This is a genomic window from Bradyrhizobium sp. Ce-3, from assembly GCF_022835695.1.
Classification (GTDB): Bacteria; Pseudomonadota; Alphaproteobacteria; order Rhizobiales; family Xanthobacteraceae; genus Bradyrhizobium.
Map to the genome: position 1 here is coordinate 408,824 of NZ_BQUV01000008.1, position 12,687 is coordinate 421,510.

Sequence of the window (12,687 nt, forward strand, 5' to 3'; positions counted from 1 at the left end):
CGTCAAGCCGTGAACCCTCCGAGGTCGAACCTGATCGACGGGTTCGACCTCTCCCTCCGCGTCGACAAACAGAGGAAGCCGGCCGTGCCAATCAGTCTCAACATTCCGTTCCTGCTCAGCGTCGCCGGAGCATTCCTGACCAGTGCAGTGGTGGCCACCACCTATGTCTGGCCAGCACTCCGCGCCTGGCCGCGCCATGAGGCACTTCGGCTGCTTGCGGCGTTCCATGCCTTCCGGTTTCTCGGCATGAACTTCCTGGTCACAGGCTTCGTGTCGCCCCAGGTGAACCCGGTGTTTGCCGGCGCGGTCGGCTGGGGCGATCTCACCGCCGCAGCGCTGGCGCTGCTTGCGATGGCCGCATTGTCGTGGCGCTGGCCGATCGCGATTCCGATCGTCTGGCTCTTCAACATCTGGGGCACGCTGGATCTTCTCAACGCCTACTATATGGGCGCGACGAAAAACGCGGATCCCGGCCTGTTCGGCGCCGGCATCTACATCCCGGCGCTCTACGTGCCGCTGCTGCTGGTCAGCCATGTCATGGTGTTCATGCTGTTGATGCAGGCCAAGGCGGTGGAAGCGTAGCCACTTCGTCATTCCGGGCTCGCGAAGCGAGAGCCGGAATCCATTAAGCCGCGTAGCTCGTCGAGGAATGGATTCCGGGCTCGCGCTTCGCACGCCCCGGAATGACGTCGGAGAGCGACGCGCGTACCCGGAATGACGAACTAAAACGGCAGCGCCACGCCGGTCTTGATTTCCTTCAGGATCACGTTGGTACGGACATGGCGGATGCCGGGAATCCGGAACATGAACTCGTCCAGGAATCTATTGTAGGCGTCCATGTCGCGGACGACGACGCGCAAATGATAGTCGGCGTCGCCCGTCGTCGCGAAGCATTCCAGCACCTCGCGCCGCTTCGTCACCCGCGCGACGAACTCGTCGACGAATTTGACGTCGTGCCGCTCCAGCGAGACGTGCAGGATCGCCGAGGTCGCAAAGCCGGCGCGCTCGCGCGCCACCAGCGCCGAATAGCCGGAGATGACGCCGGCCTCTTCCAGCGCACGAACCCGGCGCCAGCAGGCCGAGGTCGACATCCCGACGGTTTCCGCGAGTTGCTGGTTGGTGGCGCGGCCATCCCTTTGCAGCTCGGCAAGGATCTTTTCGTCCTGGTCTTCGACCATGGTGAAGCTCCAATTTGGTGGGTTCTACCAAAATGAGCAATCCTCAGCAACATTCTACCGATTCTTGCCAGCTACATGGGTAGATAGGTAAGACCTACCAGGCCCGCGGGCATAGCCTTGTCGCATCAGATATCGCGATTCCCGGAGGGGTCAGTCATGGGCCAGATGCCGTTGCTCGACGCCTACCAGCTGTCCGAACGCTACAGCCGCGAACATGGCCGCGTCTTCCTCACCGGCACCCAGGCGATCGTGCGCATCGCGCTCGATCAGGCGCGCCGCGACCGTGCGAGCGGCCTCAACACCGCGGGCTTCATTTCCGGCTATCGCGGCTCGCCGCTCGGCGGCGTCGATCTCGAACTGTGGAAGATCAAACAACAGCTGAAAGACAGCCGCATCGAATTCCTGCCCGCGGTCAACGAAGACCTCGCGGCGACCGCCGTGCTCGGCTCGCAGCAGGTCGAGACGCAGCGCGACCGCGAGGTCGATGGCGTGTTCGGGCTGTGGTACGGCAAGGGTCCCGGCGTCGATCGCTCGGGCGATGCGCTGAAGCACGGCAATGCCTATGGCTCCTCGCCGCATGGCGGCGTACTGGTCGTGGCCGGCGACGATCATGGCTGCGTGTCGTCGTCGATGCCGCATCAGTCCGACGTCGCCTTCATGAGCTGGTTCATGCCGACGCTGCATCCGGCCGATGTCGGCGAATATCTCGCGTTCGGCGAATATGGCTACGCGCTCAGCCGATTCTCCGGCATGTGGGTTGGTTTCAAGGCGATCTCGGAGATCGTGGAGTCCGGCGCGTCGGTCGAGCTGCGCGCGCCACGCCGCTTCATCCAGCCGGATTTCACGCCGCCGCCGGGCGGGCTGCATTATCGCTGGCCGGATCTGCCGGGCCCGCAGATCGAGGAGCGGCTGGAAGCCAAGAAGCACGCGGTCTACGCTTTCGCAAAAGCCAATCCGATCGACCGCCGCATCTACGACATCAAGGGCGCGAGCTACGGCATCGTCACGACAGGCAAGGCGCATCTCGATCTGATGGAGGCGCTGCGGCTGATCGGGCTCGACGAGGCCGCTTGCCGCCGCTTCGGCATCGACATCTACAAGGTCGGCATGGTGTGGCCGCTGGCGCTGCACGATGCAATGGAGTTCGTGAAGGGCAAGCGCGAGATCCTGGTGGTCGAGGAGAAGCGCGGCATCATCGAGAGCCAGTTCAAGGAGTACTTCTACGATTATCCCGGAGCCAAGCCGGAGCGGATGGTCGGCAAGCACGACGAGACGGGTGCGCGGCTGATCTCGTGGACCGGCGAATTGTCGCCGCGCATGCTCGCCGACGTGCTGGCGCGACGGCTCGATCCGATGTTCCCGGAGCTGAAATTGGCGCATCGCGTCGCCGCGCTCGCGCCCGAACGGGACCGCATGATCGCTGTCCCCGGCGCAACACGCACGCCGTATTTCTGCTCGGGCTGTCCGCACAACACCTCCACAAAGGTGCCCGAGGGCTCCAAAGCATTGGCCGGTATCGGCTGCCATTTCATGGCGAGCTGGATGGACCGCGAGACCTCGTCGCTGATCCAGATGGGCGGCGAAGGCGTCAACTGGGCGGCCTCGTCGAAGTTCACCGGCAACAGCCACGTGTTCCAGAATCTCGGCGAAGGTACTTACTACCACTCCGGCTCGATGGCGATCCGGCAGGCGATCGCGGCCAACGCCAACATCACCTACAAGATCCTGTTCAACGACGCGGTGGCGATGACCGGCGGCCAGCCGGTCGACGGTCCGGTCAGCGTGCAGGCGATTGCGCACTCTGTCCGCGCCGAAGGCGTCGCGCGGATCGCGCTGGTGTCGGATGACCCCGCGCATTTCTCGCCGGCGGATTTCCCCGTCGGCGTCACCATCCACCCGCGCGAGGAGATGGACGCCGTGCAGCGCGAGTTGCGCGAGATAGCGGGTGTCACCGTGCTGATCTATCAGCAGACTTGCGCCACCGAGAAGCGGCGGCGGCGCAAGCGCGGCACGATCAAGGGTCCGGCGCGCTTCGCCATGATCAACGACCTCGTCTGCGAAGGCTGCGGCGACTGCTCGGTGGAATCCAACTGCCTCAGCGTCGAGCCGAAGGAGACGCCGTTCGGCCGCAAGCGCAAGATCAACCTCTCGACCTGCAACAAGGATTTTTCCTGCCTCAACGGCTTCTGTCCGAGTTTCGTGACCATCGAAGGCGGCAAGCGGCGGGCGAAGAGTGCAAGCACGATCGATCCGCTGGCGCGCGCCGCGGCACTGCCGCTGCCGGAGCTTGCCGCATTCGACAAGCCCTATGATCTGCTGGTGACCGGCGTCGGCGGCACCGGCGTGATCACGGTCGGTGCGCTGATCGCAATGGCTGCGCATCTCGAGGGCCGCGGCGTCTCGGTGCTCGACTTCACCGGCTTCGCGCAGAAATTCGGCCCGGTGCTGAGCTATCTGCGACTGGCGGCTGCTCCTGATGCGCTGCATCAGGTGCGGATCGACCAGGGTGCGGCCGATGCACTGATCGGCTGCGATCTCGTGGTGAGTTCGTCGGCCAAGGCGTCCGGCACCTATCGCAAGGGAATGCGCGCCGCGGTCAACATCGCCGAGATGCCAACCGGCGACGTGGTTCGCTTCCGCGATGCCGACCTCGCCTCGCCGGCTCGCCTGCGCGCGATCGAGCGGGTGATCGGCGCAGGCAACCTCACCACCATCGACGCCAACGCGCTGGCCGAGCGGTTGCTCGGCGACAGCGTGTACGCCAACATCATGATGCTCGGCTTCGCCTGGCAGCAGGGCCTGGTGCCGGTGTCGCTGGACGCACTGACGCGCGCGATCGAATTGAATGGCGTCGCCATCGAGCGGAACAAGCAGGCGCTGGCCTGGGGCCGGCTCGCCTTTGCCGATCCGGATTTTCTGCCGGAGGCCGAGGACGCGGCGGCCAATGTGCCGGAAACACTCGATCAGGTCATCGCGCGGCGTGCCGACTTCCTTCGTGACTATCAGGATGAGGCCTATGCCGCCCGCTACCGGACCGCGGTCGGTCGCGTCCGCCGTGCCGAGGCGGCGCTCGGCAGCGAGACGTTAACCGACGCCGTCGCCCGCTCGCTGTTCAAGCTGATGGCCTACAAGGACGAATACGAGGTGGCGCGGCTGCAGATGCAAACCGGCTTCCTCGACCAGCTGAAGCGCGAATTCGATGGCGACTTCACGGTGCAGTACCATCTCGCGCCGCCCTTCCTGCCGGCGCAACTTGATGCACGCGGCCGGCCACGCAAGCGCGCGTTCGGCCAGTGGATACAAACCCCACTCCGCTTGCTGGCACGGCTCAAGGGCCTGCGCGGCACGCCGTTCGACGTGTTCGGCTACACCGCGGAGCGCCGCGCCGAGCGCGAGCTGATCGCCTGGTATGAGGCGCTGATCGAGACCATGCTCGGCAAGCTCGAAGCCGCGCGGCTGCCCGACCTCACAGCGGTCGCAAAGGCACCGATGGAGATCCGCGGCTATGGGCCGGTGAAGGATGCCGCGATCGAGAAGACCAAGGCGGAGGTGGCGCGGCTGACCGCGCAACTCACCTCCGCCCCGTCAGATACGGGCGACGGCTCAGGCCGCCGCGCCGCGCTTGGCGGGTGAGATCAGGCCGACCACGACGGTCGCAACCACCGCCACCACGATGTTGAGCAGCAGCGCGCCGAGCCCGACATAGAAGCTGTAGCTGGTATCGCCGAGCGAGAGGCTGGCCAGCGGCTTCAGCCCGTTGCTCCACGCCGTCCAGGTGCCCCAGCCGATGCCGGCGGCCCAACCGAGCAGCAGGCCTTCGGCGCGGAACCAGACCGTGAACAGGCCGAACACCAGCGCCGGCAGCGTCTGCACGATCCACAGGCCGCCGAGCAGTTGCAGGTCGAGCGCATATTGCGTCGGCAGGAACAGGATGAAGGCGAGCGCGCCGACCTTGACCACCAGCGAGGTGATCTTCGCCACCGAGGCCTCGCCGGCATGCGAGATATCCGGATTGACGTAGGACTTCCAGACGTTGCGGGTGAACAGATTGGCGGCGCCGATGCTCATCACCGCCGCCGGCACCAGCGCGCCGATCGCGATCGCGGAGAACGCGAAGCCCGCGAACCATTCCGGGAACAAGGTCTTGAACAGCATCGGCACCACGTCATTGGGCGACGCCACCTTGATATGCGCGGCATAGGCCATGTAGCCGAGCAGCGCGATCAGGCCGAGCAGCAGCGTATAGGCCGGCAGCAGGATTGCGTTCTTGCGGATCGTATCCGCCGACTTCGAGGCGAAGATGCCGGTCAGCGTGTGCGGATACATGAAGGCGGCGAGCGCCGAGCCGAGCGCCAGCGTCGCATAGGGCAGATACTGCGAAGGCTTCAGCGTCAGTCCGGTGGCGCCGCCCTTGGCCGTGAAGGCGTCGTTGGCCGCCGAGAACACCGCGGCATAGCCGCCGAGTTTTGCCGGCACCACGACCACCGCCGTCAGCACCACGATGTAGATCATGATGTCCTTGACGAAGGCGATCAGCGCCGGCGCACGCAGGCCCGAGCTATAGGTATAGAGCGCGAGGATCACGAAGGCGGCGATGATCGGCAGCTCGCCGGTGAGGCCCATCGCCTTGATCACGACCTCCATGCCGATCAGCTGCAGCGCGATATAGGGCATGGTCGCGACCAGGCCGGTCAGCGCCACCGCGAGTTCGAGCGCGCGCGAGCCATAGGCGCCGTGGACGACGTCGGCGGCGGTGACGTAGCCGTTGGCATGCGCCTTCTTCCACAGCACCGGCATCACCGCGAACACGAAGGGATAGACGATGATGGTGTAGGGCAGCGCGAAGAAGCCGTAGGCGCCGACCGCATAGACCAGCGCCGGCACCGCGATCACGGTGTAGGCGGTGTAGAAATCGCCGCCGACCAGGAACCAGGTGATCCAGGTGCCGAACTGGCGGCCGCCGAGACCCCATTCGTCGAGATGCTCGCTCACCGGGCCGGATTTCCAGCGCGCGGCGAAGAAGCCCATCACGGTGACGAGGGCGAAGAAGAAGATGAAGACGGAGAGCGCCACCCAGGCGATATGATCGGTCATGGCTCTCCCCTCACCGCTGCTCGTCGGCGTCGGGCTGGTGGCTGCGATAGACCAGCCAGATCAGGAGCGAGGAGATCGGCACCCAGGCGAGCTGGTACCAGTAGAAGAAAGGAAAGCCGAACAGCGAGGGTTCGAGGAAGTTATAGAACGGCACCCACAGCAAGCCGATGAACGGCAGCAGCAACAGAATCCACATGGCTCTCTCCCAGCCCGGGGGCGATCCAAACCGGCGGGGTGCCGGTGTCCCGTCATCAACGACCCCAGGAACCATTCGTTGCGTCTAGAATCACAGTTACGGCATGGCGATGCAAAAAGATGTGATCGCCGGACCGGGCTGGCGGCCTATTCGGCCTTGATGCCGGCATCCCCGATCACCTGGCGCCAGCGCGCCTCCTCGGCCGTGAAGTAGCGGTCGAGCTCGGCCGGGGGCTGTGCCACCATCACGAGGCCCTCATTGACGCCGAGCTTCCTGAAGGCCTCGGCCTGCACCGCCTTGGCCGCCGATCTGTTGAGGCGGTCGATGATGTCGGGCGCCGTGTTCGCAGGCGCGTAAAGCCCGTACCAGGATTCCGCGACATAACCGGTGACGCCGGCTTCCGACACCGTCGGCAATTGCGGGAACGCGGGCGAGCGCTCAGCCGAGGTCACGCCGATGGCGCGCAGCTGCCCGGCCTCGACCAGCGACGCGCAGCTTGCCACCGTCGTGAACATCACCTGGATCTGGCCGCCCATCAGGTCGGTGATGGCGGGCGCCGCGCCCTTGTAGGGAACGGTCGTGAGATTGACGGACGCCATGTGCTTGAACAGCTCGCCGGCAAGATGCGCCGAGGTGCCGGTGCCGTAGGTCCCGTAGGACAATTTTTCCGGATCGGCCTTCGCGGCCGCGATCAGATCGGCGATCGACTTGATCGGCGAGGCTGGATTGACCACGACGACGTTGAACGAGCGCGCCACCAGCGCCACCGGCGCAAAATCCTTGTGCGCGTCATAGGGCAGCTTGCGGTAGAGGCTCGGATTGACCGCGTTGGCGAAGGTCGCCATCAGCAGCGTGTAGCCATCGGGCGGACTGGCCGCGACGCTCTGCGTGCCGATGATGGTGCCCGCCCCCGGCTTGTTCTCGATGATGACGGTGACGCCGAGATCCTTCTGCATTTCCTGCGCCAGCGTCCGCGCCACCACATCGGTGCCGCCGCCCGGCGCGAACGGCACCACGATCTTCACGATGTGATCGGGATAGCCGGCGCGCGCCGGCGCCTGCTGCAGCATGTTTGCTGCGATCGCGAACAGGATGGCGGTCAGGACGCGAAGCGGCATGGCAGGCTCCGGCGGCAGGTGAGACGACCTTCATACACGGGAGCGCCATGCAAGGGATGCCGGGTGGTCATGACGCGGAAGAGCGCTGCGCTGCCAATCCCGTCACCCTGAGGAGCGCGAAGCGCGTCTCGAAGGATGACGGGCATAGACCTGTGCGTGCGGTTCTCTCCACGTCCCTCACGAATACGGATTGATCAGCTTCTGCTGCTCGGTGGCGTGATGCACCAGGAGGTCGATGAAGACGCGCACCTTGGCCGAGAGGTGATGGCGATGCGGATAGATCGCGTTCATGGTCAGCTCGACCGGCCGGTATTCGGGCAGCAGCCGAACCAGCTTGCCCGATTCGAGTTCGTCCCGGACCAGGAAGCCCGCCGCGAGGAACACGCCGACGCCGGCGAGCGCCGCAAGTTTCAGCGTCTCGCCGCTGTTGGAGACCAGATTGCCCGCCACCTTCACCGCGGCCGGCGCGCCCTTGCGGTCGACGAAGTGCCACTCGTCGCCGAACGGGTAGTTGATATGGCGAACGCAATTGCGGGTCGTGAGATCGGCGAGCAGCGTTGGCTTGCCATGCGCTTCGACGTAGTCGTGCGAGCAGCACAGCACGTGGCGCCAGGTGGCGATGCGGCGCACGATCAGCGCGGAATCGCGCGGCTGGATCATCTGCACCGCGAGATCGAAATTTTCATCGAGCAGGTCGGCCGAGCGTTCGCCGATCATCAGGTCGATCTTGACCTCGGGATAGGTGGCGAGGAACTCGGTCACCGTCGACGACAGGAACTGGACCAGATGGGTGTTGGTGAAGATGCGCAGCGTACCGCGCGGCACCGATTGCTGCGCACCGGCCACCTCGTCGGCCTGCTCGATGTCGGCAAGGATCTGGACGCAGCGGTCGTAATAGGCCTGGCCAATCTCGGTCAGGCTGACCTTGCGCGTGGTGCGGTTGAGCAGCCGGGCGCCAAGCCGGTCCTCCAGCGACTGCACGTGGTTGCTCACCATGGTGGTGGACATGTTGAGCTTGCGGCCGGCTGCGGAAAAGCCGCCGGAATCCACGACCCGGACGAAAGCGGTCAGACTGGTCAGGCGATCCATTTCGGCGAGGTCCGGATTATCAGCGCTGGCTTGATAATGCTTCCAGTTTTATCGGGATTATCACAGCGGACAGGACATTGCATCTAAGGGGCGCACTGGGCGCCCTTTATGGAAGGACGCAAATGTTCGACCCGGAGGATGCCATGTCGACCACCACTTATGTCCCTGAAGAATCAGCAAAAATCGGCCTGCGCCCGTCGCGGACGATGATCAAGCGGGCAGCCCTCGGGCTTGCCGCGATCATCGGTGTCGGCGTGGCCGGCGATTTTGGCTACGACTACCTCACCACCGGCCGCTACCTCGAATCCACCGACGACGCCTATGTGAAGGCTGACTCCACGATCATCGCACCGAAGGTGTCGGGCTATATCGCCCGGGTGCTGGTGTCAGACAACCAGCCGGTGAAGGCCGGACAATTGCTGGCCCAGATCGACGACCGCGATTACCGCACCGCGCTCGGCCAGGCCAAGGCCGATGTCGACGCCGCTAGGGCCTCGGTGCGCAACCTCGATGCCCAGCTCGAATTGCAGCAGCCGATCATCGACCAGAGTACCGCCGATGTCGACGCCGCCGAGGCCAATCTGAAATTCGCCCAGGAGGAGCAGAGCCGCTACGACGGGCTGATGAAATCAGGCTCCGGCACCATTCAGCGCGCGCAACAGACCGACGCGGCGCTGCGCGCCAACACCGCGCAATTGCAGCACGCGAAGTCGGCGCTGTCGGCCGCGCAGCGCAAGGTCGACGTGCTGACCACGCAACGTGCCCAGGCTGTTGCCCAGGTCGACCGCGCCGGCGCCGTCGAGCAGCAGGCCGAGCTGAACCTGTCCTATGCGCGGATCACCGCGCCGGTCGACGGCACGGTCGGCGCCCGCACGCTGCGCGTCGGCCAATATGTGCAGGCCGGCACCCAGCTGATGGCCGTGGTGCCGCTCGACGCGGTTTATGTGGTCGCCAATTTCAAGGAGACGCAACTCACCAACGTGCGCAATGGCCAGCCGGTCGAACTCACTGTCGATAGTTTTCATGGCACCACGCTGAAGGGCCATGTCGACAGCCTGTCGCCGGCCAGCGGCCTCGAATTCGCGCTGCTGCCGCCCGACAACGCCACCGGCAATTTCACCAAGATCGTGCAGCGGGTGCCGGTCAAGATCGTGCTCGACGATCGCAGCCTCACCGGCCTCTTGCGGCCGGGTATGTCGGCGATCCCGACCGTCAACACCAAGGCGACGGTGCTGGCCGAACGTGAAGAGAAGCGGCGGCTGGCCTCGGCGGCGCGGCCGAGCGGCGGCTAGCACCCAACGACCATCGACCTGCCACGCGATCGATCACCCGCTCGGTGGTCGGTCGCGTTTTGCTGCGCCTCTCTGCTGGGTCACTTCTTCGTGCCGCGCGCACGAGCCGCAGGGCTCCCTCCCCCCTTGCGGGGGAGGGTCGAGGAGAGGGGTGCCGCTTGCTCTGAAGTTCGTTGGTTTGCGAGACGCCTTCGAGTGACGCGTCCGACAGAATTGAACGGCGCGCGTGAATCTCCGACGTCAGCGCCCGGGGCCACCCCTCTCCCCACCCTCCCCCGCAAGGGGGGAGGGAGCCTGCGAGACGTGCTCACCTCACTGGTCGACACCACGCGGACCATGCGCTGCCCCGTGCCGCTGGCTCCTGCGCATCCTTGGCCGCAGTCGCTCCCTCAGCGGCCGATTATCAAGCTCTGCCGGACAATCCTTTCCGCTTTTCCCGGATTATCGAAACCGGCCGCCTAATACATGTTGTGCGGGTCAGCAAGGACGACTCCGATGACCGCACTCCAGCCCACAGCCAATGCCGCCCTTCCCGCCCCCGCCACGCCGGCGGCGCCGGCGATCCCGACCAAGACCTGGATCGCGGTGATCGGCGCCACGCTCGGCGCGTTCATGGCGGTGCTCAACATCCAGATCGTCAACGCCTCGCTCGCCGACGTGCAGGGCGCGATCGGCGCCGGGATCGACGACGGCGGCTGGATCTCGACCTCCTATCTGATCGCCGAGATCGTGGTGATCCCGCTGTCCGGCTGGCTCGCGCAGGTGTTCTCGGTGCGGATCTATCTGCTCACCAATGCCGCACTGTTCCTGGTGTTCTCGGCGGCGTGCGCGCTGGCGCAGGACCTGCCGCAGATGATCGTGCTGCGCGCCATCCAGGGCTTCACCGGCGGCGTGCTGATCCCGATGGCATTCACGCTGATCATCACGCTGCTGCCCAAGGCCAAGCAGCCGATCGGGCTGGCGCTGTTCGCGCTGTCGGCGACGTTCGCGCCGGCGATCGGCCCGACCATCGGCGGCTATCTCACCGAGAACTGGGGCTGGCAGTACATCTTCTACGTCAATCTGGTGCCCGGCGCCGTGATGATCGCGATGCTCTACGTCTCGCTCGATCCGAGCCCGATGAAGCTGTCGCTGATCCGCCAGGGCGACTGGCTTGGCATCATCACCATGGCGATCGGGCTCGCCGCGCTGCAGACGGTGCTGGAAGAAGGCAACAAGGACGACTGGTTCGGCTCGCCCTTCATCGTCCGCCTGTCGGTCATCGCCGCCGTCGCGCTGACAGCCTTCCTGATCGTCGAATTCACCGTCGAGAAGCCGCTGCTCAATCTGCGCCTGCTCGCCCGCCGCAATTTCGGCTTCGGCATGCTGGCCAACTTCCTGCTCGGCATCGCGCTGTACGGTTCGGTGTTCATCCTGCCGCAATATCTGGCGCGCATCCAGGGCTACAATGCCGAGCAGATCGGCATGGTGCTGGCCTGGACCGGCCTGCCGCAGCTGCTGCTGATCCCGCTGGTGCCGCGGATGATGGCGCGCTTCGATCCGCGCATCATCATCGGCGTCGGATTCGCATTGTTCGCCGGCTCCAACTTCATGAACATCTTCATGACCAACGACTACGCCACCGACCAGCTGTTCTGGCCCAATATCGTCCGCGCGCTCGGCCAGGCCCTGGTGATGGCGCCGCTGTCGGCGGTCGCGACCGCGGGCATCGAGCTTGAGAACGCCGGCTCCGCCTCCGCGCTGTTCAACATGATGCGGAACCTGGGCGGCGCGGTCGGCATCGCGGTGCTGCAAACGCTCTTGACCAAGCGCGAGCAATATCACTCCAATGTCCTGATGCAGTCCGTCTCGCTGCTGGAGCAAGCGACCCGCAGCCGGATCGAGCAGATGACGCAGTATTTCATGAATCACGGCGTCGCCGACCAGGCCGCCGCGGCCCACCGCGCGATCGCCGCGATCGGCAACGTCGTGCAGAAGCAGGCCTACATACTCGCCTTCAGCGACACCTTCTATCTGCTCGGCGTGGCGCTGATCATCGCACTGGCGGCGACATTGTTCCTGAAGAAGCCCGGCCAGCTCGCTGGCGGCGGCGCCCACTAACCCTCATTTGCAACGACCAACCACGGAGAACGACCATGAAACCCCGGATGAATTTCTACCAAGCCGCCCCCGAAACCATCAAGGCGCTGGTGGCGGTCGAAAGCCAGATCACCGCAAGCGGCCTCGAGCAGTCGCTGATCGAACTGGTCAAGACCCGCGCCTCGCAGATCAACGGCTGCGCCTACTGCATCAACATGCACACCGAGGACGCCCGCAAACATGGCGAGACCGAGCAGCGGCTCTATCTGCTCAACGCCTGGCGCGAGTCGCCGCTCTACAGCGAGCGCGAGCGCGCGGCGCTGGCCTGGACCGAAGCGCTGACGCTGGTAGCGGAGACGCACGCACCCGACGCCGACTATGAGGCGGTGCGCGCGCAGTTCACGGACAGCGAGCTGGTCAACCTGACCACGCTGATCGGCGCCATCAACGCCTGGAACCGGATCGCGATCGGCTTCCGCGCGGTGCATCCGGTGAAGGTGAAGGTCGCGGCGTGAGGGCGATACTGTCCGCCATACATTCGACTGTCATGCCCCACTTCATGCGGGGCATCCAGTACGCCGCGGTCTCTCGGCTCAAGCACCGCGGGAATACTGGATCGCCCGGTCGAGCCGGGCGATGAC

General features: G+C 65.3%; 10 protein-coding genes. 5 read left to right on the top strand and 5 right to left on the bottom strand.

Going from position 1 to position 12,687, the window contains the following annotated elements:
- The first annotated feature begins 84 nt into the window (after positions 1-84).
- Positions 85-582 carry a hypothetical protein gene (locus BRSPCE3_RS27480; protein WP_244069455.1) on the top strand — a complete coding sequence of 166 codons (498 nt, stop codon included), beginning with the start codon at positions 85-87 and terminating at the stop codon, positions 580-582.
- A gap of 140 nt (positions 583-722) precedes the next feature.
- Here the strand turns inward: BRSPCE3_RS27480 and BRSPCE3_RS27485 are convergent, their stop codons facing one another.
- Entirely contained in the window at positions 723-1,178 is a 456-nt protein-coding gene (locus tag BRSPCE3_RS27485) for an Lrp/AsnC family transcriptional regulator (RefSeq protein WP_244069456.1), read from the bottom strand.
- A gap of 156 nt (positions 1,179-1,334) precedes the next feature.
- Here BRSPCE3_RS27485 and BRSPCE3_RS27490 point away from each other — a divergent pair, with 156 nt between their 5' ends.
- Positions 1,335-4,811: an indolepyruvate ferredoxin oxidoreductase family protein gene (locus BRSPCE3_RS27490; protein ID WP_244069457.1), complete on the top strand. Its 3,477-nt coding sequence runs from the start codon at positions 1,335-1,337 to the stop codon at positions 4,809-4,811.
- Here BRSPCE3_RS27490 and mctP read toward each other — a convergent pair.
- The 4 genes from mctP to BRSPCE3_RS27510 form a co-directional block, all read right to left on the bottom strand.
- Complete coding sequence (mctP, locus tag BRSPCE3_RS27495) at positions 4,782-6,272, bottom strand: monocarboxylate uptake permease MctP (protein WP_244069458.1); 1,491 nt, start codon at positions 6,270-6,272, stop codon at positions 4,782-4,784. The two genes, BRSPCE3_RS27490 and mctP, sit on opposite strands and share 30 nt — an antisense overlap.
- Positions 6,273-6,282: 10 nt before the next feature.
- On the bottom strand, positions 6,283-6,468 hold the full coding sequence (locus BRSPCE3_RS27500) for a DUF3311 domain-containing protein (protein ID WP_244069459.1): 186 nt from the start codon (positions 6,466-6,468) through the stop codon (positions 6,283-6,285).
- A gap of 146 nt (positions 6,469-6,614) precedes the next feature.
- Entirely contained in the window at positions 6,615-7,586 is a 972-nt protein-coding gene (locus BRSPCE3_RS27505) for a tripartite tricarboxylate transporter substrate binding protein (RefSeq protein WP_244069460.1), read from the bottom strand.
- A gap of 177 nt (positions 7,587-7,763) precedes the next feature.
- Positions 7,764-8,675: a LysR family transcriptional regulator gene (locus BRSPCE3_RS27510; protein WP_244069461.1), complete on the bottom strand. Its 912-nt coding sequence runs from the start codon at positions 8,673-8,675 to the stop codon at positions 7,764-7,766.
- 143 nt (positions 8,676-8,818) lie between these two features.
- Here BRSPCE3_RS27510 and BRSPCE3_RS27515 point away from each other — a divergent pair, with 143 nt between their 5' ends.
- The 3 genes from BRSPCE3_RS27515 to BRSPCE3_RS27525 all read left to right on the top strand — a co-directional run bounded on the left by BRSPCE3_RS27515 (position 8,819) and on the right by BRSPCE3_RS27525 (position 12,561).
- Positions 8,819-9,967: an HlyD family secretion protein gene (locus BRSPCE3_RS27515; protein ID WP_244069462.1), complete on the top strand. Its 1,149-nt coding sequence runs from the start codon at positions 8,819-8,821 to the stop codon at positions 9,965-9,967.
- Positions 9,968-10,462: 495 nt separating this feature from the next.
- Entirely contained in the window at positions 10,463-12,067 is a 1,605-nt protein-coding gene (locus BRSPCE3_RS27520; protein ID WP_244069463.1) for an MDR family MFS transporter, read from the top strand.
- A 35-nt stretch (positions 12,068-12,102) separates the two neighbouring features.
- Positions 12,103-12,561 carry a carboxymuconolactone decarboxylase family protein gene (locus BRSPCE3_RS27525; RefSeq protein ID WP_244069464.1) on the top strand — a complete coding sequence of 153 codons (459 nt, stop codon included), beginning with the start codon at positions 12,103-12,105 and terminating at the stop codon, positions 12,559-12,561.
- Positions 12,562-12,687: the final 126 nt, after the last annotated feature.

Excerpts from the sequence above, each read along its gene's own strand:
- BRSPCE3_RS27520 (WP_244069463.1), top strand. The coding sequence starts at position 10,463 with ATGACCGCACTCCAGCCCACAGCCAATGCCGCCCTTCCCGCCCCCGCC.
- mctP (WP_244069458.1), bottom strand. The coding sequence starts at position 6,272 with ATGACCGATCATATCGCCTGGGTGGCGCTCTCCGTCTTCATCTTCTTC.
- BRSPCE3_RS27505 (WP_244069460.1), bottom strand. The coding sequence starts at position 7,586 with ATGCCGCTTCGCGTCCTGACCGCCATCCTGTTCGCGATCGCAGCAAAC.
- BRSPCE3_RS27485 (WP_244069456.1), bottom strand. The coding sequence starts at position 1,178 with ATGGTCGAAGACCAGGACGAAAAGATCCTTGCCGAGCTGCAAAGGGAT.
- BRSPCE3_RS27525 (WP_244069464.1), top strand. The coding sequence starts at position 12,103 with ATGAAACCCCGGATGAATTTCTACCAAGCCGCCCCCGAAACCATCAAG.
- BRSPCE3_RS27515 (WP_244069462.1), top strand. The coding sequence starts at position 8,819 with ATGTCGACCACCACTTATGTCCCTGAAGAATCAGCAAAAATCGGCCTG.
- BRSPCE3_RS27490 (WP_244069457.1), top strand. The coding sequence starts at position 1,335 with ATGGGCCAGATGCCGTTGCTCGACGCCTACCAGCTGTCCGAACGCTAC.
- BRSPCE3_RS27510 (WP_244069461.1), bottom strand. The coding sequence starts at position 8,675 with ATGGATCGCCTGACCAGTCTGACCGCTTTCGTCCGGGTCGTGGATTCC.
- BRSPCE3_RS27500 (WP_244069459.1), bottom strand. The coding sequence starts at position 6,468 with ATGTGGATTCTGTTGCTGCTGCCGTTCATCGGCTTGCTGTGGGTGCCG.